The 20,696-nt window shown below is 64.2% G+C and carries 14 protein-coding genes; 2 read left to right on the top strand and 12 right to left on the bottom strand.

From position 1 onward, the window contains the following. Positions 1-65 precede the first annotated feature (65 nt). From wecB to B0E46_RS02235, 8 genes are all read right to left on the bottom strand, one after another. On the bottom strand, positions 66-1,202 hold the full coding sequence (gene wecB / locus B0E46_RS02200; protein ID WP_077554036.1) for a UDP-N-acetylglucosamine 2-epimerase (non-hydrolyzing): 1,137 nt from the start codon (positions 1,200-1,202) through the stop codon (positions 66-68). Positions 1,203-1,260: 58 nt separating this feature from the next. Beyond that, complete coding sequence (locus B0E46_RS02205; RefSeq protein WP_077554037.1) at positions 1,261-2,247, bottom strand: glycosyltransferase family 2 protein; 987 nt, start codon at positions 2,245-2,247, stop codon at positions 1,261-1,263. Positions 2,248-2,249: 2 nt separating this feature from the next. Then, entirely contained in the window at positions 2,250-2,633 is a 384-nt protein-coding gene (locus tag B0E46_RS02210) for a GtrA family protein (protein WP_077554172.1), read from the bottom strand. Continuing rightward, positions 2,630-5,059, bottom strand: coding sequence for a hypothetical protein (locus B0E46_RS02215; protein WP_139350384.1), 2,430 nt, complete (start codon positions 5,057-5,059; stop codon positions 2,630-2,632). Before B0E46_RS02215 ends, B0E46_RS02210 begins: the two co-directional genes overlap by 4 nt. A gap of 123 nt (positions 5,060-5,182) precedes the next feature. Further along, positions 5,183-8,398 carry a glycosyltransferase gene (locus tag B0E46_RS02220; protein WP_077554039.1) on the bottom strand — a complete coding sequence of 1,072 codons (3,216 nt, stop codon included), beginning with the start codon at positions 8,396-8,398 and terminating at the stop codon, positions 5,183-5,185. A 57-nt stretch (positions 8,399-8,455) separates the two neighbouring features. Then, on the bottom strand, positions 8,456-9,808 hold the full coding sequence (locus B0E46_RS02225) for an ABC transporter ATP-binding protein (RefSeq protein ID WP_168171115.1): 1,353 nt from the start codon (positions 9,806-9,808) through the stop codon (positions 8,456-8,458). Further along, positions 9,798-10,616, bottom strand: a complete 819-nt coding sequence (locus B0E46_RS02230; protein WP_077554173.1) for an ABC transporter permease — start codon at positions 10,614-10,616, stop codon at positions 9,798-9,800. Before B0E46_RS02230 ends, B0E46_RS02225 begins: the two co-directional genes overlap by 11 nt. 40 nt (positions 10,617-10,656) lie before the next feature. Next, positions 10,657-11,823, bottom strand: coding sequence for a PLP-dependent aspartate aminotransferase family protein (locus tag B0E46_RS02235; RefSeq protein ID WP_077554041.1), 1,167 nt, complete (start codon positions 11,821-11,823; stop codon positions 10,657-10,659). Between the two features lie 224 nt (positions 11,824-12,047). Between B0E46_RS02235 and B0E46_RS02240 the strand changes: the two genes are divergently transcribed. Both B0E46_RS02240 and B0E46_RS02245 read left to right on the top strand, forming a co-directional pair. After that, positions 12,048-14,459: a CmcI family methyltransferase gene (locus tag B0E46_RS02240; RefSeq protein ID WP_077554042.1), complete on the top strand. Its 2,412-nt coding sequence runs from the start codon at positions 12,048-12,050 to the stop codon at positions 14,457-14,459. Next, the gene (locus B0E46_RS02245; RefSeq protein ID WP_077554043.1) at positions 14,456-15,352 is read left to right on the top strand and encodes a class I SAM-dependent methyltransferase; all 897 of its coding nucleotides are present in this window, start codon (positions 14,456-14,458) and stop codon (positions 15,350-15,352) included. The genes B0E46_RS02240 and B0E46_RS02245 overlap by 4 nt, the downstream gene beginning before the upstream one ends. Before the next feature lie 118 nt (positions 15,353-15,470). Here the strand turns inward: B0E46_RS02245 and B0E46_RS02250 are convergent, their stop codons facing one another. The 4 genes from B0E46_RS02250 to B0E46_RS02265 are packed head-to-tail and all read right to left on the bottom strand — an operon-like array spanning position 15,471 to position 20,620. Next, a complete protein-coding gene (locus B0E46_RS02250) occupies positions 15,471-16,505 on the bottom strand; it encodes a phytanoyl-CoA dioxygenase family protein (RefSeq protein WP_168171116.1) in 1,035 nt (344 codons plus the stop codon). Continuing rightward, positions 16,492-17,592, bottom strand: coding sequence for a GSCFA domain-containing protein (locus B0E46_RS02255; protein ID WP_077554045.1), 1,101 nt, complete (start codon positions 17,590-17,592; stop codon positions 16,492-16,494). Before B0E46_RS02255 ends, B0E46_RS02250 begins: the two co-directional genes overlap by 14 nt. Then, complete coding sequence (locus B0E46_RS02260) at positions 17,589-18,311, bottom strand: hypothetical protein (protein WP_139350385.1); 723 nt, start codon at positions 18,309-18,311, stop codon at positions 17,589-17,591. Before B0E46_RS02260 ends, B0E46_RS02255 begins: the two co-directional genes overlap by 4 nt. A gap of 11 nt (positions 18,312-18,322) precedes the next feature. Beyond that, a complete protein-coding gene (locus tag B0E46_RS02265) occupies positions 18,323-20,620 on the bottom strand; it encodes a glycosyltransferase family 2 protein (protein ID WP_217316302.1) in 2,298 nt (765 codons plus the stop codon). Between the last annotated feature and the right edge of the window lie 76 nt (positions 20,621-20,696).

Raw genomic sequence — 20,696 nt, forward strand, 5'->3', positions numbered from 1 at the left:
GCAGGGCCTTCCGCCGCCATCGCGATGGTCGTCGTGGAAGACTCACGCGGGCAGACACCACATGCTCATGGCTCCCTCACTGCCGGTGCATGATCCGGGCAAAGCGCCGCACGCAGCACACCGACAATACGCCGAGAGGCTTTGCCATCCCCGTAGGGAGAAACACCGCGCGCCATCCGGCGATACGCATCCGGGTCATCCAGCAGGCGCGAGGCTTCGGCAACGATGCGCGCCTCATCGGTACCGACCAGCCGCACGACACCTTCATCCACCGCCTCGGGCCGCTCGGTTTCGGAGCGCATCACCAGCACCGGCTTGCCCAGTGCGGGCGCTTCCTCCTGCACGCCGCCGGAATCGGTGAGGATCAGGAAGGCACGTTTCTGCGCCTCGACGAACGGCGCGTAGTCCAGTGGCTGGCACAGGCGAATGCGCGGGTGGTCGCCCAGAAACCCGTGCGCCGCCTCGCTGACGTTGGGATTGGGATGCACCGGATAGAGCACCTCGATATCGGGATGGCGATCAACCAGCGTACGGATGGCACGGCAAACCGCACGAAACGGCTCGCCGAAATTCTCGCGCCGATGGGCCGTCACCAGCACCAGCCGCTTGTCCGGATCCAGCGGAATGCCCAGCGGCCAATCCGTTGCCGCCACCTCAAGCAGCGCATCGATCACCGTATTGCCGGTGACGTGGATGGCCGTGTCCGCAATGCCCTCCCGCAACAGGTTCTGGCGCGAACGCTCGGTCGGCACGAAATGCCACTTCGCCAGATGCCCCGCGACCAGCCGGTTCATCTCTTCCGGAAACGGATTGTCCAGGTCATGGGTGCGCAGACCCGCCTCGACGTGCCCGAACGGCGTGCGTCGATAGAACGCCACCAGCGCAGCCGTCATCACCGTGGTGGTATCACCCTGCGCCAGCACCACGTCCGGCGACAACTCGGTGAATTTCTGGTCGAGCGCCGTGATGAGTCGCGAGGTCAGCTCGGGCAGGGCCTGATTGGCGCGCATGATGTCCAGATCCACGTCCGGTTGGATATCAAACAGCGACAGTACCTGATCGAGCAGGCCACGATGCTGCGCCGTGGCCAGCACCGTCACGCGCGCCCAGGGTTCTCGCTTCAGCGCCTTGATCAGCGGCGCCATCTTGATGCCTTCGGGACGGGTGCCCACGATGCAAAGGATATGCTTTGGTTGGTGCATGAAGATCCGGATCTCTGCTGGGCTGACTGTTTTCGTTCACATGGGCATTGCCAGGCTGCTATTCCTCGCGAGCGCGGTGGCTGAGCGTGGCATGCACCGGATGCCTGGGTTCTGCGGCCACATCGAAGTTCAGCCATGACAGCAAGAACTGGGTTCCAAGAATAATCGGCAGCGCTGCCAGCATCACGGTACCCGCTGTCGCTGGCACACGCCCGATGACGGAGCCCCACCAATGCCAGGCACCAAACACGAGACCAAACACAAGGAGCGGAAAACCGATGAGCAATTCCATCGAGGCCGCCGAGAAGCCGCGCAGGAAATAGCTGTATATCAGCCTGCGGCTGAAGTTCCGGATGTTGCCGCGCAGGAAGGGCCCGATCATCCGCATTGGCTTCAAACTCGATGGCTCGTCGGCGTACGAGGCGCTCATCGGCATCTCGGCCACGACCGCGCGCAACTGGTTTAGGTGATAAAGCAGATCCGACTCGAAAAAATATCGCCTGGCGATGTGTTCGAAATTCAGCTCGGCCAGCAGGGCGCGATGAATCGCCGTGAACCCGTTGGTCGGGTCAAAAAGCTGCCAGTAACCCGACGACAGCTTGGTCAGGAATGACAATACGCCATTGCCGAACAACCGTACCGGCGGCATCCCCGAAACATCGGCCACACGGTAGAACCGATTGCCTTTGACGTAGTCGGCACGCCCCTTCAGCAAGGGAGCGGCCAGTCTCGGGATCAGGGCAGGATCCATTTGCCCATCGCCATCGAGCTTCACCACCGCCTCAGCCGGCAAGCTGCACGCGGCCGCGTAACCTGTCATCACGGCACCACCCACGCCGAGATTCTGCGGATGGCGCAGGACCACTACCCGAGGATCATGGCAATCCCGCTCGACGACATCGCCGGTATGCTCAGGACAAGCATCGTCGACCACGAGGATCCAGCCAACCTCGGGACCGATACGCCCGATCACGCCCAGAATCTGGGCGCTCACGCGAAAACATGGAATGACCACCGCGATACGCGGATTCGATGTCGTATTCATGATCAACGATAGACCCAGTGACGGGAAATGAAGAAACTGGCAGCGGCCAACACGGCTTCAACCATCGGCTTGCCTAGCCATGCCAGCCGCAGACTCAGATGGGTCGCCACTTCACTCACCAGAAAGGTACTCAGCAATGTCATCACCAGCCAGAGCAACACGAAGCGGCCGAAGCGATGCATGCCCAGACGGGCCGAACCGGCCGAGCCGAAAGTGATGTGACCATTCGCCACAAAGCCAAGCAATGCACCGACGACACGGCCGGCCACATTCGCGATCGGCGTATCCACCCCTGATGCACTCAAGAGTACGAAAACGCCCCAGTCGACCAGTACCAGACAGCCGCCGATGAACAGAAAGCTGGTGCCCTGCCGCAAGATGCTCATGGCTTCGCCTTCCGTGCCGCCCGCCTCGCCTTGTTCCACATTTTCACTGTGCCTATCAGATCACTACGCAAGCGGAGGGCCAGATCGCGATCCGCCGCGAGATCCGGACGAAACGCCGCCGTCGCCGTGGTCAATTGCAACTGAAGATCCACCGGCTGCGAAGGCGCGGCATTCACGCTGAAACCGGTGACCTTCGACAACAAGGGCACCTCCAGCGATGCTTCGGCTTTGCCGGTCTGCAGGCATCTGGCCCATTCGGCCCGCTGCCAGTGTTGTCCGTCCGCCTCCGTAACGTCCCAGCTGATGACAATGGGGACATTTGCCGCCTTGCACTTGAGGTCCAGGTCCGCACTGACGACCGTCGCACCTGCCGGCGTCGACGAACTATCGAATTTCACGACGACGGCATGCGCCGGAGCAGGCACCTCGATACCTGCGACGCCCGAATGCAGCGTCCAAAGTTCCAGGTCACCCAGTTCGTAGACACGGGCGCCTTGTGCCTTGTCGATGGCGGCATCGAGCGCCTGCGTATGCCCGACCTTGTTCACCACAAGCAGGTTTGCCCCCGTGTGCTTGAACAAACCAGACCACCGTTCTCCACTGGGATCACCGTCGGCGCCGGCAGCCATTGCCGAGAGTTCCTGGTCATACCAATTGATGACAAAGGCATTCCCGGCCAGCTCGGCAGCAAAAGGGTTTTGACCATCGATGATCAGCGCGCGCGCCTGTGCACCATAGCGATCACGGATAAATGCCGCGAGACGACGGATCGGGGCATACGTATCGGTGGTCGAGGCGCGCCCTTGCACCAGCACGTTCCGCAGGACTCCCTGCCGCAACTGCCAGTCACCGTTCGCGACGAAGAGCAGGTTCCCCAGCACCAGCCCTACCAGCATCAAGGCAAGCACACGCGCCTGGCGCCTGGATTGATCTGCGGCAGGTAACCCGCCCAGCATCGCCGGCACCAATAACGCCATCGCTGGATGGGCGTATCGGAGATATTGAATCTGGGTCAGCGGCAGCAGGAACACCAAGCTCGCCATCAATGCCAGCGGCCGCAGATTGCGCCGCGTCACGGCGAGCAAAAGACCACCGAGCAGTGCCAGCAAGGTGAATCCGCCAGCGCCATCCGATCCTTCTATGAACCGGGATGTGTGGAAAGTCAGGTCCCATGGAAGGCTCCAGTGAAAGCCCGTATCCCAGGTTGCGTCGTGAAAATTCGAGGCGTTGTAATACGTTGAATGAAAGAACCCGTTGAATAGCGGCAACACCGGATTACCGGTCAGCAGATACGCATAGAAATAGCTGGACCCGCCGACGAAAAGCGCAAGCACGACAGCTTGCGGCAGGGTTCGCCAGGGCAGCTTCGCGCGCCATTGCCACAGCAGCCACAAGCCAAGGGGGCCGGCCACCATCAGATTGCTCACCTTCAAGCCGAGCAACAGGCCCAGCAACAAGGCCACCAGCAGCAGCTCTCTGCGACCGGGAATCATGGTTCGCTGGATCAGCAAAGCCACGCCAACCGCCGCCGCCGCGGTGGCTCCTTCCGTCTGCATCCCCGTGAGCGTACCGGCGGTCATCGGCATGCTGGCGTAGATGGCGACCGCCAGCCAGCGCGTGCGCGGACTGAGCTGCAGTGCCTCACAGAGCTTCCACATCATCGTCACGGTGAGCATCAGCCACAGGACGTCGACCGGACCTCGCGACTCGCCTCCGGCGACCACCTGGGCCATGCCTTGCAGCACGTCACCGGCCCAGGCCGAAACCGCCCATACCCTCGACCCGGCGTCCATCCGGTAATAACCCAGCGTCTCGAGCTGGTATGGCAGGCCGAGGTGATAGGCCAGATCGTCGTAGTGGATCGTCGGCACCCAGGCACAGGTCGAGACCAGGCCCAGCACCAGTACCCCGAGCAGGGCCGCCCAAGGCGAGCCGGCCACGGCGGCTGTCCAGGAGCGCGACAACGGCGCAACCATGTCAAGCACGGCCCGCCGGCGCAAGATGATCACGGCCAGCAGAGCCAGGGTGTACACCGCATGGCCGTGAAGAGGGAATGGCAACAACCAACCGACGATGCCGCAGAGCAGTGCCAACCCGGCCAGAACCGACAGCGGTACGCGTGCGTCCCAGCCTTTCGGCACCAGCACGCTCCCTATCGCCAACGCGGCCACGGTGATCAGCAGCACCGAGGCAAACGGCGAGATACCGGCGAAGTAAACCAGTGCCCCCAACCAGACGGCCGCCGCAGAGGTCGCCGCCTGACACTGAAACAGGCGGGCGAGCCCGTACGCCAGCAGCAGTGATACGAGCGCGAGCCCTGCCAGCAAAGCCGCCGGGCTCCAGGGAATCTGCCTCCACATGGCGTTGCCGACGAAACCGATGGCGGCCAGCAGGAAGCCCGCCGCGAACAAGACCCATGGAGCCATGCGCACACGTGTCAACACTCAAACACTCCCAGGCAGATCAAGGGATCAGGACATCGAGTCAGCAACACCAGCCGTGGCTTGAGCACTCGAAGCCGGCCGGCCATCTGACATGCATTGCGGAAGTCACGCATCGCGATACTTGTGCGGGGTCCATGCCCCCCATTTCGCCTCATAAATTGCCTTGTTCTGCTCGAACAGCGCCTGTCGCGTTTCCTGCTTGAGCTTGTTGAACGATGCCGACAGATTGTGGTGCACGAACACGTCGTCAGCGCACGCAATCGTCCAGCCGGCCTGCTCCACCCGACGGCAATAGTCGTCGTCCTCGAAGAAGCCGATGCCGAACGCCTCGTCCAGCCCACCCACGGTCTCGTACACCTCACGGCGCAGCATCACGCAGAAGAAGGCGGCCGTACGCAGCTGGGTCAGCTGTCCCGCATGCCGGCTGGTGTAGTCACCGGCAGCCTGCAGCATGTCGTCCATGTCGTCATAGCGGATCTCGATGCGCGCCTCGTTGCCGATGTTGTTGGTCACCGGGCCGAGCATGCCGAGCTTTGCGGTGCGCCGCAGATGCCCGACCAGGGTGGCGATCCAGCCCGGCGTGACATAGGTGTCGTTGTTGAGCATCACCAGGTAATCGCCGCTCGCCAGCGCCAGGCCCTGATTGTTCGCCGCGGCAAAACCCCGATTGTCCGCATTCAGCACGACATGGCGATCACGACCTTCCGTCGCCCACATCCTGAGGTAGTCGGGGGTGTCGTCGGCCGAGGCATTGTCGACCACGATCACCTCGAGATTCGCGTAGTCGCTGTATTGCTCGAGGCTGTGCAGGCATGCCTTGGTGAGATCTAGGTTGTTGTAGGTCACGACCACCACGCTTACACGCGGTTCGGACAGCTCCTCGATGCCCCGCACCAGGTCCTGCACGCGGTGCGCCCAGGTCTGTTCGGCCGCAAACTGGCGACGGCGCGCAACCTGGTCGGGATCGGGTTCGGCCTGCAAGGCCTCATCCACGGCAGCGAGGAACGTCGCATGATCAATGCCGGTGCGCACGAGATCGCCGAACTGACGGATCTCCGGCAATGCGATCGACACCACCTCCTTGCCTGCACTCAGGTATTCGTAGACCTTGACCGGATTGGTTGCCAGGGTCAGCGGAATGACCTGGAACGGCAGCAGGCAGACATCAAAACCTTCGAGGTAGTAAGGCAGCTCGGCATAAGGCACCTCGCCGGCGAATTCCACATTGTCCAGCGCGCGCAAACGCTGCCGTGCTGCACAGGTATCGGCACCGACCAGCAACACCAGGCAATCGCTGAAGCGACGGGCGACCTTTTCCAGCAGATCCAGGTCGAACCATTCGGCAATCGCACCGTAGTAACCGATCACCTTGCGGCCACTCGCGTCCCTGAACACGCGAGCGGGAGGTGTCGCGAAATGCTCATACTGGCAGGCGTTGCGTATCATCATCCGGTGCGCGTTGTATTTGCCTGCTTCGGCATGCAGCCAGTCGGAAGTCACCACCAGCAGGTCGGCATCGCGCATCAGTTCGTGCTCGCGCGCCAGCACTTCGTCCGAATTGTCGGCGAAGCCGCCGTGGTGATCCATGCAGTCGTAGACGATCCGCTGGCTCGGCAATATCTGCGCCGTTTCCAGCCAATAGGGATGCTGGATCAGCGAAGCGCAGGCGCGGCTGTGCGTCCATGCCAGCAGCATGCCGATCCCTTCGCGCAATTGCGCCTGCGCTGCGGCGTCGGGAGACGCGTGGTAGATCGCCGGACTGCCCTGCAGGTGCAGGTGGATCTGGAACAGGCGCCCTGCCTTGTCCAGCGGTTCGACGCTGAAGCCGGGCCCGGGGTGATCGATGAAATGGTTCGACATGTAGAACACGCGGTGACCCGCCGCGGCCAGTTCACGCGCAAGGTGCTGCGGGCGCTGGATGCGGAAGTGCCAATCGATCACGGCCCACACGAAGAAGTCGCGCAGCATGCCGGACGGCGGTTCCAGCCGGACATCCGCCAAGGAAGGCGTCGTGCCCGGCATCGTCTCAACGTGTGCTGCCGACGAGGCTCCCGATACCGCGGGAACGAGCGGCCGACGCAGCAGCCGGCGCCGATCTTCCACGCTGAGTCCACGATGCTGGATCGTGCGCGTCACGAAGCGCAGCAGTCGCGTCCAGCGCCACGAGCGGCTGGACTTGATCAGTTCCAGCTCGTTCCGGGCCAACTCCAGCACATGGATACGCGCATCGCGCTTGACGATTTCGCCACGCGCATCAATCAACTGCGCCTGCAGACTTTCGGCATGCCGCGTCGTTACCCGCATGGCGTCATGGGTCAATGACACCTGCTGCTGCATCCGCCTGATTTCGTCGCCCGCTTGCTGCTGCAAGCGCGCCAGCTCAGCCTTGCTGGAGACGTCCGCTGCCGCGGCAAGCTCCTTGGTCCGTGCCAGCTCAGCCTGGGCGATACCACGTTCGTACGTCCATGTGGATGCCATCACCTTGGTCACCAGATCCGCCGATGGCACGATCCGGATGTCGTAGATTTCGTTCCACGGAATCGGCTGGTAACCGACGACTTCCAGCGACTGGCGATCCAGCAGTGCGACAACGGCCGAGCCAAACCGCCCAACCTCGCCGGCCGCGAGATTTCTGCTCCGGCTGATGCCGACGTAGACGGTGTCTTTGCCGACGGCAAGCCCGCGCGTGTATCCCGGCAATGCGATTCGCCGTTCGAGCCGGAACTCCCTGTCGTAAATGTGCACCATGCAGTCTTCCGAACTGCAAAGCCACAATTGCTCACCCACCGCCACCAGCGAATGCGGTTGGGACAGCCCCTCGATCAACGTCGCACCAGTCCGTACATCGACTACCTTGCCGGCCTGCCGGGTCTCGCCTTTGTAACCTCGGTGGGTGGTGAATGCCCCGAACATCGAGGCGAGCAGACGCCCGTTGTGCATGGCGATGCAATTGACGTGCACACAATCCGGCTCTTCGCCGAAGCGCCAGCTTTCCTGCACACGGAAAGCCTCATCGAGGCGTGCGACCTGGTTGGTCTCGGTGAATACCGCATAGATGCCCGTCGCATCGACCAGCACATCGTGCAGATCCAGCGGGTTCGTCGCGACCGGAATCGCCTCGAGCTGCCCTTGCCGGACTTCGCGCAGCAGGGGGCTGCCCGCTGTCTGCACGCACCACAGCAGGCCATCCGCCGTCGGCGACAGTCCCGTGATGTCCTCATGCAACATGGGCATTAGCAGATCGCGATGCACATACAACAACCCACCGTCATTGGGGGCCGAGATGAACAGCGGATCCTGGATGTTCAGTGTGGTACGCAATTTGAAGTCCCTATGAGCTTACCCGCCACCCGTCCAACAATAAGCGGATGACGCGAATTACCCCTTGCCACCTGCACCAACCATCGTTTCGATTTCGCACTTTGCCTGCAGATTGGCGACGCCCTGGGCAGCACCCGTGTCACCCAATACGGCCAGCACCATGACATCCGCACGCCGATCGATGGCGATGGTCTCCTGCCCGAATTCGTCGAACTGCGAAATCCCGAACGTCATCAGGTACTGCTTGGGAATGAGATGCGCATTGAACTTCCAGCGCACGACCACGACATCGCCCTCTTCATGGTGGAATGCCTCTGCGCGCTCCAGGAACGTGTTGGTGCTGTAAACCAGTTCGCCTTCGGGCGTACGGATCAGCATGCCGAAAATGACGCGACCCAAGGGAGACTTGAACACGTACTTGACCAGGAACTCCACGGGTTGCCCCGGAAACAGCATCGGCACACCCGACTGCCCCACCACATGAAAATCGGCCAGCATCGCCTTGCCATTGCCTACGCGGATCTCGTCGCGGTTATAGCCACTGCGCTGCGAGAGCACATCAGCATTGCCGGAAGCCAGCAGCTCGGTGACCGCATCGTCGGCCGTCTCACCCAGCACCTTGATCGCCGCTTTGCCTGCTGGCTCTGCCACATGCGACCCGAAGATCAGCTGCAGATAGTCGGAGATGGCGCCACGCACCGGTCCGTCGTATACCTTGCTGCCGGCATTGATCACCACGCCGCGGCTGCACATGCGCTCCACCGCATCAGTGGAGTGGGTGACCAGCAGCAGCGTGCTGCCAGCCTCCTGCAACTCCTGAATGCGCCGATGGCATTTGCGCTGGAAATACGCGTCGCCCACCGCCAGCGCCTCGTCCACCACCAGCACGTCGGGTTCGACCGCCACCGCCACGGCAAACGCCAACCGCACGAACATGCCGCTTGAATAGGTCTTGACCGGCTGGTGCACGAAGTCGCCGATCTCGGCGAAGGCGAGGATCGAATCGAGCTTGGCATCGACCTGGGTGCGGCCCATGCCCAGCAAGCCGGCTTTCAGGTAGACGTTTTCCAGCCCGGTGAATTCCGGATTGAAGCCTGCACCCAGCTCAAGCAGGCCGGCCACCCGCGCGTTGACCTCGATCTCGCCGATGGTCGGTTCGATCAGCCCGCAGATCATCTGCAGCAAGGTGGACTTGCCCGAACCGTTCTTGCCGATGATGCCGATCGTCTCGCCCGGCCACACTTCCAGGTCGAAATCACGCAGTGCCCAGAATTCCTTGGCATAGGTCTTACGGCCCAGCATCTGCAGCAGCCGGTGATGCGGCTTGGCATAGCCCAGATAGCGCTTGCCGATGCCCTTGGCGCGGATCAGCGGACCCGTGCGGCCCGCCCGGATGATTTCAGAGGACATCGATGAATCCTGCACGGGTACGCTGGAACCAGGCATAGGTCAGCCAACAGGCCAGCAACGCACCGGCGGTATAGAGTGCAAGTCCCGACCAGTCCGGCAGGTGACCCCACAGCAGCACCTCGCGCGCCTGCACGATCAGGAACGTCAGCGGATTGAAATGCATGACCGCCTGCATCTTCGGCGACAGATGATCCATCGGGAAAAACACCGGCGCCGTATAAAGCAGGGCAATCACGATCAGGCTGGTCATCTGTCCCACGTCACGCACGTAGACGCCAAGCGACGCGAGCAGCCATCCTGCGGCCGTGGCGATCAGTATCAACGGCAGGAACACCAGCGGAAACAGCAGGAAGGTCGCCGCGATGTGTCCGTTGAAGATCAGCGAAAACGCGGCGAGGATCACCAGGCTTGCCAGTGCGTGATACATCGACGTGAGGCTGGAAACCCACGGCAGGATTTCCAGCGGAAAGATCACCTTGGTGACGTAGTTGGCGTTGTCCGTCACCAGCTGGCTGCCGCGCGTGATGCATTCACCGAACATCGCATGCACGATCAGGCCTGCGAACAACGCCGTGGCGTACTGCCCCTTGCCGGTATCCGTCGCACCCCAGCGGGCATGGAAGATTTCCGTGAAGAACAGGGTATAGATCCCGAGCATGAACAGCGGGCTGATGTACGACCAGGCCAACCCGAACAACGAGCCCTTGTAGCGCCCGATGACGTCCTTGCGCGTCAGCTGCAGGATCAGCTCGCGATGCTTCCACGTACTGCGCACGAGTGCGGCCGGCGAGATGGCATGCCTCGGCATCAAACGTACCCGTAACCCGAAACCAGCGACAGCCAGCGCATCACGCCAGCGCCCGGTTCAGTTCGTCCTGCAGGTCCCGCACGTCTTCCACACCTACCGACAACCGAATCAACCCGTCGCTGATGCCCAGCCGCTTGCGGTTGGCCGCCGGCACCGAGGCGTGGGTCATGATGGCCGGGTGCTCGATCAGGCTCTCGACGCCACCCAGCGATTCGGCCAGCGCGAACAGTTCGCAGCGCTCCAGCATGCGACGCGCCTTCTTCAGGCCGCCCTTCACCTCGATCGTGATGATGCCGCCGAAACCGTGCATCTGGCGCTTGGCCAGGGCGTGCTGCGGATGGCTCTTCAGGCCCGGATAGATCACCCGCTCGACCGCCGGATGCTTTTCCAGCCACTTCGCCAGGATCAGTGCGCTTTCGCAATGCGCCTTCATGCGCAGATGCAGGGTCTTCAAGCCGCGCATGGCGAGGAACGCATCGAACGGACCGGCCACCGCGCCCACCGAGTTCTGCAGGAAACCCATCTGGTCGGCCATGGCCTTGCTGCCGGCGACCACGATGCCGCCGACCATGTCCGAATGGCCGTTGAGATACTTGGTGGCCGAATGCAGCACCAGGTCCGCGCCGTATTCCAGCGGACGCTGCAGCATCGGCGAGCAGAACGTGTTGTCCACCACCAGGATCAGGCCGTGCTTCTTCGCGAAGGCGGCGACCTTGGCCAGATCGACCAGTTTCAGCATGGGATTGGTCGGGGTCTCGGCCCAGATCATCCGCGTTTTGGGCTTCAAGGCCGCCTTCAGCGCGCTGCTGTCATTGAGGTCGATGAAGCTGAAATCCAGCCCGGCCGAACGCCGGCGCACCCGTTCGAACAGGCGGTAGCTGCCACCGTAAAGATCGTCCATCGCGATCACGTGGCTGCCCGAGTCGAGCAGGTCCAGCACTGTCGCCGCCGCCGCCAGGCCGGAGGCGAACGCAAAACCGGCCACGCCACCTTCCAGGTCGGCCACGCAGCGCTCATAAGCCATCCGCGTCGGATTCTGCGTGCGCGAATACTCATAGCCCTTGTGCTTGCCCGGACTCTCCTGCACGTAGGTCGAGGTCGCGTAGATCGGCGTCATGATCGCGCCGGTACTGGGATCCGGATGCTGCCCGGCATGGATGGCGCGGGTGCCGAGGCCGAGTACTTCAGGCTTGCTGCGGTTTTTCATGGGGTAAGCGCGTCCCGATCCGGAGTGGTTGAAGCAAAGTGCCTATCTTACCCGGCGCACTCGCTTCACCTGAACCGACGCCCCGGCATCCGTTCATCTAGCGAACGCCATCACGCCTGGCCATACCCGCCCGTATTGCGGATCGCGTCCGGAAACGCGATCTTTAGCAGCATGCCTGCATGCCCGCGGCATTCCGGCCCGGACTCCAGCGAGACTTCACATAGATGAGCGATCCCCTGAACGACTCCACGCCCCCGGGCAAGTTTGAAGGCGTGGTGGACGACCTGAACGGCCATGTGCTGCGGGGATGGGCCTGCAGTCACGACGAAACGCAGTCGCAGTTGCGCATCGAGGTACATGCTGACGGTGCTCTGCTCGGCCACGGCATGGCCACGATGTTCCGCGCCGATCTGGCCATGGCCGGCAAGGGCGACGGTCATTGCGCCTTTGCCATCGGGCTCGAGCCGCTTCCGCCTGCCGGCACCGTGCTTGTGGTCACTGCCATGGGCAGCGACGGCAGCCGGTATCGCGTCGGCAGTCCGTATGTCATGCCCGCCCACGATCCGGCCATTGCCCGCTCAAACGGCACCGATGTGCTGCCGCTGCCGATAGGCAGTGCACGCCTGCAGGGCTCGCTGGATCAATGCGGCCCGGAGCGCATGCATGGCTGGGTGCGCCGTCTGGATGGCCAGCAGGTGTCGCCGACCCTGTCGCTGCACGAGGGCGGACGCGAGTGGCTGCGCTTCGACGCCAACCAGTGGCGTGCCGACCTCTCCGAGCTGCATCAAGGCGATGGCTGCTGCGGCTTCGATGTCGCGCTGCCCGACGGACTTCGCGACGACAACTCGCACGAGCTGGAACTGCGCATCGCCGACGACCACGGGACTCTGCTGAGCATCCCGTTTCGTGTCCACCTGCCCTCCGCGGCAGCGAACCGCACGCCCGGAACGGCCGCCGCACCGGCACCGCTGCAGCGCAGTACCGACAGCAGCATCACGCTTTCGGTGATCGTGAATTTCTACAACATGCAGCGCGAGGCGGCACGCACGCTGGCCTCGCTCGGCAGCGGCTACCAGCAGGGCCATGGCGACTTCGACTACGAGGTGCTGTGCATCGACAACGGCTCCGACCCGCCGCTCGATGCGGAGTGGATCGCCAGCTTCGGCCCGCAGTTCCGCCTGGTCCGCCCCAGCCGCAGGCTGGCCTCGCCATGCGCCGCGCTCAACGAAGCCGCGCTGATGGCCCGCGGCAAATACCTGGCGGTGATGATCGACGGTGCGCACGTGCTCTCGCCCGGCGTGTTCCGCGAGGCCGCGCTGGCCTGGCAGGAAAACCCTGATTCGGTGGTGGCCCTGCGCCAGTGGTTCGTCGGTGGCGACCAGCGCTGGCTGACCCTGGTCGGCTACACGCGCGAACAGGAGGACCTGCTGTTCGAGCGCATCCGCTGGCCGGTCAACGGCTACGACCTGTTCCGCATCGGTTCCCCGATGAGCGACAACCCCGAACCGTGGTTCGACGGCATCACCGAGACCAACTGCCTGATGCTGCCGACGGCGCTCTACGATCGCATCGGCGGTTTCGACGAGGGCTTCGACCAGGCCGGGGGCGGGTTTGCCAACCTGGACCTCTGGCGTCGCGCCAGCACTGTCGCGACCGGGCCGCTGGTGGCGCTGGTGGGCGAGGCCAGCTTCCACCAGTTCCATGGCGGCACCACCACCAACGTCGACGACATCGAGAAGGACGTCCGCGTGCGTGCGTACGCGAACGCCTACCGCAGCTTGCGCGGCGAGAGCTTCGTGCGGGTCGAGCGCAACCATCTGAGTTTCCGCGGCCGGATGCCCTCGGAGTTCGCCACGGGCACGCGCCAGCGCACGCTGATGCCGATGCATCTGGGCATCACCGGACAGGTGCGGCCCGGCCGCTTGTCCGCGCAGTTCGACGACGGCGCGCAGTCGTATCTGATGTCGGTCTACGCCGAATGCGGTTTGCGCCACGATGTCCGTTGGCTGGGCCTGCCCACCGGGGTGGCGCCGGCCGACCTGGTCAGCCTTCAGGAAATCATCCACCAGGTCCGGCCCGACGCGATCATCAGTGTGGGAACCGAGCGCGGGCTGGTCGGCTTCGTCGACAGCACGGCGCATGCGGTCGGCATCGACGGCGCACGCATCCTGCATCTGGCTCACGCCGAAGCAGCTGCGCCGCACTCGGCGCGGATCACGCCGCTGCATGGCGCGCCGGACGATCCGTCAAGCGCCGCGGCTGCGCGCAACTGGGCTGCCACCGCCGAGATGGTGCTGGTGCTGCTCGATGTCAGCGGCATGGAGGATGTCTCGCCAGCAACGCTGCAGGCCTGGGGCCGGCTCGTCTCGCACCGTTCCTACCTGGTCTGCCTGGGCAGCGTGTTCGGACAACCCTGGCTCGGTTATTCGAGCCGCCAGCATTTCAAGGCGATCCGCGAGTTCACTGCCGGCGACTCGCCTTTCGTGGTCGACCGCAGCCTGACCCGCCAGCTGGTCAGCACCAGCCCGTTCGGCTACCTGCGCAAGGTGGGCGGGATCACCAGCGCAGCCAGCTACGACGACGCACTCGACAATCTCGCTCCGGATCAGCCGGCGCTTCTGGAGAATCCACAATGAACCGCTTCTGGCCCCGCTACATCAGCCCATTGTTCGAACTCGTGCAACCGAAGCGGATCATGGAGATCGGCGCCGAATTCGGCTGGAACACCCGCCACGTGCTGGCCTATTGCCGCGCCCACGGTGCCCACGCCGACATCATCGACCCGGCGCCGCTGCCGGCCCTGATGCACGAACTGGCGCAATTCGGCCCCGCCGAATACCGCTTCCTGCCGCTGAAGAGCATCGCCGCGATCCCGCAGCTGGAAGCCCCGGACCTGGTACTGCTCGATGGCGACCACAACTGGGCCACCGTGTTCCATGAACTCAACCTGCTGCAGGCGCGTGCGGAGAAGGCCGGCCAGGCGCCGCCGATCGTGCTGTCGCACGATGTGGCGTGGCCCTACGCCCGCCGCGACATGTATTACAACCCGGACGACCTGGACGGCTGGCAGAAGCACGCCTACAGCTACAAGGGCATGCTGCCGGGCCAGTCCGAACTGGACGAGCAGGGCGTGAACGGCTGGCTGGCCAATGCGATGCACGAGGGCGGCCCGCGCAACGGCGTGCTTACCGCGATCGAGGACTATATCGCCAGCGCCGGCATCGAGTTTACTTTCCGCAAGCTGCCCTTCTTCAACGGGCTGGGCATCCTGGTGCCCGCGGCGCGGATGACGCCTGCGCTGCAGGCGCTGATCGACAGCTTCTTCACCGCGCAAAGCCTGCTGCAGGCCTGCGAGGCGCTGGAGGCGGACGGCATGCAGTTGCGCGGCATGCTGGGCCGAACCGAGACCTGCCTGACCAAACGGACCGAAGCGTTGCAGCGCGCCCGCGAGATCATCGAGGCGCAGCGGCAGGAAATCGCCAGGCTGCAGCACGGGAACGCCACCGGCGCCCTGGCGGGTCGTGCGTAGATCGTCCCCGCAAACGCTCCGACCCATCCGTTGAGGCGTTGTCCAGGCACCTCTTCAACGAGCAAGTCACGGACGTTCTGCGCCGGCTGCATGGCCGCTTGAGGCTTCCTTCGGGCGCCTAGAGTTTCAGCGGCACCTGCCCGGCCGGATAGGCGGACGGCGCGAAGAACCACGACTCGATCGCATAACGGTCCTTCGCTATCGCGGCGGGAATACCGGTGCGGTGCAGGAAGAAATGGTCGAACAGCAGCGCATCGCCCGGCGCGAAAACGGGGCTGGCCGTGGCCATGCCCGCCGCCGTCTCGGCAACCATGCCCTGGCCCACCGACCAGTCGAAATAGGCGCCGTGCGTACCGGTGGGCAGCACCTGCGACAACCGGCGCGGCAGCAACTCCAGCCCGGACGCATCCTCCCCGCAGTGGGAAAGCGCCAGCCAGACATTCACGCTGCGGATGTCGGCGCCCATGAAGGCGCCGTCCTGGTGCCAGTCGGCCTGGCGGATCGTCCCCGGCACGCAGCGCAGGGTCGACTTGCCGACCGACAGCATCGGCTGCTCGCCGAAATACTCGCCAACCATCCGGGCGATGCCGCTGGCACCGAACAGTTCGGTCAACTCGTAAAGCATGCGCGGCGAGTCGGCCAGCCAGACGCCACCACCACCTTCCACCCAGGGGCGCGCCTGCGCCAGTTCGCAGTCGTCCTGCAACGGCAGGCGTGAATACCAGGTGCCTTCGAAAGCGCCCTCGCCGCCTGCATGCCAGGCCGTGCAGGCATCCAGTGCCCGCCTCACGCCACCGGCCAGCCGCTCCGCCTCGGCGGGCTGCAGCAACCCCCTGACCAGCAGCGCCCCGTGGTGCCGGATGCCGGCGGCAAGCGTGCGGGCATCCAGCCTTGCAGCGGGAATCTCCGGCACCCCGGCAACACCGGCGAACGGATCCGCGGGAGGCGTCGACCAGGGATCGGCGATCACCGCGGCAGGTGGTTGCTCCAGGTAAGCCCGATAGCGGCATAGCGCCAGCAGCCGCTCGATGCGTTCGTCGGCCTGTTGCCGGCGGCATCGCGTCAAGCCCGCGATCGCCTCGTCGAAGCGGAGCTGCTGCATCAGCTCCTGCGCGCGAAGCAGGCTCTCGTCCGCCAGTTCATGGCTGTCCATCATGCCCTTCCACTTGTGATTGTTCCTGCGTCGAATCGACTGCCGGCGGATCAAGTCGCGCCTCGTCGCAAAGCGTATCCATCACCGCCTGGCCCAGCCGCAGCAAATCGTCATTGCCGACCACGGCCGGTGGCGACCCAGTGACGCCGTCCAGCACGTGCCGGAAAAACAGCGACATCACCTGGCGCACGCCTGCCTCCAGGATCGAGCGGCGATCCTCGGCCAGATACTCGCGACCGGCGGCGCTGACAATCTCGTAGGCCGGGAAATAGTAGACATCGGGCAGCCGCGCCAGCTGCTCGGCGGCCACCCGCAACACGGCCTTGGCATGGGTCGACGCCAGCAGGACATGCTGCGGCCTGGCGGTCGCCGCCAAGGCCACCGGCGAGACGGTCAGGATCATCCGCATCCCAGGATTGACTGCACGTACCTCCTCGATGAAGGCACGCAGATCGGCGACCACCTCGTCCACCGCAAGATCGAGCAGCACATGCCGGGATGCATCGAAGCACCCCGCCGCGACGCCCGGACACAGCGGGTACACGGCGCCATCCTCGCGCGATGCCCAGCATTCGGTCAGCCCCAGCGTGAACACGAAAACGTCCATCTCGCTGAAGGCGCGGCGCACCGCGGCGAAATGCTGGCGCCGATCCTCGTGGTATTCGCGCAGGGAAGTGAAGCCGCCGGGCTGGATGGTGGGCCGGAACGGATCGAACCAGCCCGCAGCGTCCTCCCACACGTCGTCCAGCGGCATGAACGCGCCGGTCGCGCGCCGCCACAGCTGCAGCAGCTGGCGTGAGGTATAGATATTGCCGTAGCGCGCCGCATAGATGCCGTAGCCGAAAGTTTCGGCGAGTTCAGTGCCTAGCAGCGGGTGTGCCGGCTCGGTCTCGAAGCAGGCCAGACCGTGTTCGCGCAGGTGGCGCGCGACATGCTGGGCGAAACAGCTGCCCGCAGTCACCACCCGGGTATGCGATGCAATCCGGAACGGTGGCGGCATCACCGGATCGATCTCGGCGCTGGCGCGGCCAGCCATGGCCCGGCTCCAGCGCTGCCGCTCGTCGATGTGCTGGTAGGGATGCTTCATGCCAGACGCCTCATCTGCTCCAGCACCAGCGCGCCATAGGCCGCATTGGCATGGGCACCGTCGCCATAGTACGGCTCGCGCATGAACCCGGTGTCGTCGACGCTCTCGGGCGGGCACGGCACGAAGGTGACATCGGCACCATCGCACCCTTCGCGGACGATCTGCGAATGCAGGCGCCACAGCTTGTAGCGCAATGGCGCCGGCGAGATCTCACGGCACATGCCGGGGAACATGCCCCATGGCACGTCAGCATGCATGCGCACGCCGTCCGCATACGGCGGCGGCGACTCGAGATGGAACATCGGGCCACTGCAGAGCCGGCGTATCTGCAGCATCAACGCCAGATATTCGGTCATCAACGATGCCAGCACGCTACGCACCGCCGACGCCGGCAGCAATTCGGCGGCAGGATCCAGCGGCAGCTCCGGCCGGGCCGGCGACACGAAATCGAAACGCCGCGGGTGTACAAGCATGCCGAGCACGCCGTGCGCCGCCCCGCCGACCATCGAGAACACCGGCCCGCGATGCTGCTGCAGTTGCTGTTCCAGTGACGGCGTGAACCGCGGCGCATCACCATCGTGCAGGATCGCGCCAGGCATCTCCCAGAAATTCAGCGCGGTCAGCGGAATGCCCGCCGCTTCGGCAGCACGGGCCACGCACGCCACGTGGCTGTGGCCGATGCACAGCAGCGGGCCCGGTTTGCCGGCCCTGGGATTCAACCAGCCCATCCTCATGCGAGTGAAGCCCTGACTTCGTGCACCGCCGCGCTGCCTGCCGTCATCGGCGGCACCTCGACCGTGGTCTGTGACCATTCACGTGGAGGAAAAGCCAGCGTGAACGGTTCGCCAGCGAGCGTGAGATTGGGGTTGTAGGCCGGGTCGTGATCCAGCAGGCTGCCCCAGCGCCGCTTCATGAATTCCACTTCACGCGAGAAGCGCGCCCGCTTCTCCGGTGTGTCCTCGCGTCCGCGCGACGCGGACTCGTGATGGTAAAGCTCGGCAAACGGCGTCCACACGTTGGTGTAGCCGAGTTGCCGCAGCCGCAGGCAGAAATCGATGTCGTTGAAAGCCACCTTCAGCGCAGGGTCCAGGCCTCCGGCCTGCTGGTAGGTGGCCCGACGCACCATCAGGCAGGCCGCCGTGACCGCGCTCATCGCCTGCGTCAGCTTCGCCCGCGCCATCTGGCCGGCGTAGCCCCGTGGCATGCCGCTATAGGGATGTGCCGCCACGCCGTGCACGCCAGTGACCACACCGGCGTGCTGGATGGTGTCGTCGGGGTAGTACAGCATGGCGCCGACGGCGCCCACATGCGGACGCATCGCATGGCTCGCCAGCTCCTCCAGCCAGTCCGGCGTGACCACCTCGATATCGTTGTTGAGCAGACAGATCAGTTCACTCCGGCAGCCGTCAACCGCGGCGTTGTTGATGTGCGAAAAATTGAACGGCTGGTCATGCCGCCGCACGCGCACCCTGGGATGGGTCGCCAGCTCGGCCAGATAGGCTATCGATTCCGGCTCGACCGACTGGTTGTCCACCACGACAATTTCATAGTGCGTGTAAGTGGTCCGCGCGAGGATCGAATCCACGCACTGCCGCAGCAGATCGGCGCGGTCGCGCGTGGGAATGATGATGCTGACCTGCGGCAACGGATCAGGCAGCGGGTGACGTATCCGGAACACGCCGCAGAGTCCTTCGATCTCCATCACTTGGGCGGCCTCGCCCAGCCTCGCAAAATGCTCACGCAGCGCACGTCGCCCCGCAGCATGGGCATAATCCTTCTGGTCCACACCCTGTGCAGTCGATCCGGCGATCGCCCGCCAGTGGTAGAGCACCGCGGGGACATGACCGATCTGGTCCGTGGTCAGCCGTTCACTGCAGCGCAAGGCCAGATCCCAGTCCTGGCTGCCTTCCAGCCCTTCACGAAATCCGCCTGCCGCGTTGACCAGCGCACGCGAATAGACGCCCAAATGGCTGACGCAGTTCTGGCCATGCAGCAGGTCGGGATTCCAGTTCGGTTTGAAATAGGGATCGTAGCGTCGGCCATCGGCATCGATCTTGTCCTCGTCCGAATACACGAACTGCCACTGCGGATGACGATGCAATGCCTCGACAATCGTGGCCAGCGCGCAAGGATGCAGCTCGTCATCGTGATCCAGCAAGGCCACGTAGTCGCCCCGCGCCATGGCCAGCGCACTGTTCGACGCGGCCGAGATATGGCCGTTGCGCTCCCGCCAGACGATCCGGATGCGGGCGTTGCGGCCGGCGTATTCCTCCAGCACGAGCCGCACCTGCGGCTCAGTGGATGCGTCGTCGGCGACGCACAACTCCCAGTGCGGATAGGACTGCGCAAGCACGCTGTCCAGACAGTGCCGCAACCAGACTTCCGGCGTATTGAACGTGGGCAGCAATATCGATATCAGCCCGTCGCCCTGGATCCGTGCCGGCGAAACAGCGTGATCGTAAAGCTTCAGCCAGCGCTCGTAAGTCGGTGCCTTGGAGTCGCGCCGCACGTACAGCGCATGCAGCCATGTCGCAAAGGCATGCCGCCCACCGGGCTCTCGCAGCTTTCGCCATGCGTCCAGCTTGAGTCCATGGGTGTCGGCACCCGCCGCAGCGGCCTCTCGTGTCACGGCCCGCCACATGCGCCAGCTGGCGCCGATGCGCCCCAGCCGCCTGATCTTCAAGTGCTGGGCGTGAAATGTGCACGGCATGCTTGCCGGATCAAGTCGCAACCGCCGCACGTCATGCAGGAGCAGCACCACACCCGTGTGGTGCCGTGCGCCCGGCCGTATGAAACCCAGGTGCAGCGACCACGACTCATGCATGCCATGTCCGTAGTCGAAGTACAGTACCGGCTCCAGCCGGTCGCCATCGGTATCCTGCAACTCGATGGAAAAGCCATACCAGCCGGCTTTCAGCGGAAAGCCACCGCCCGCACATTCAAATTTCGGATCGTTGCCGCTGGCGCACCATGTGCCCGGCTCATCGATCACCGGCGTGAGCTGATCCAGCGGCTGCAGCGTCAGCACGCTGCCAAGCCAACGCGAGCGCAGGTAGTTCCGGAGTGATCGATACGCGGACTGCATATGTTCCAGTGACCCTGCC

It is taken from the genome of Rhodanobacter sp. B04 (assembly GCF_002001125.1).
Taxonomy (GTDB): domain Bacteria; phylum Pseudomonadota; class Gammaproteobacteria; order Xanthomonadales; family Rhodanobacteraceae; genus Rhodanobacter.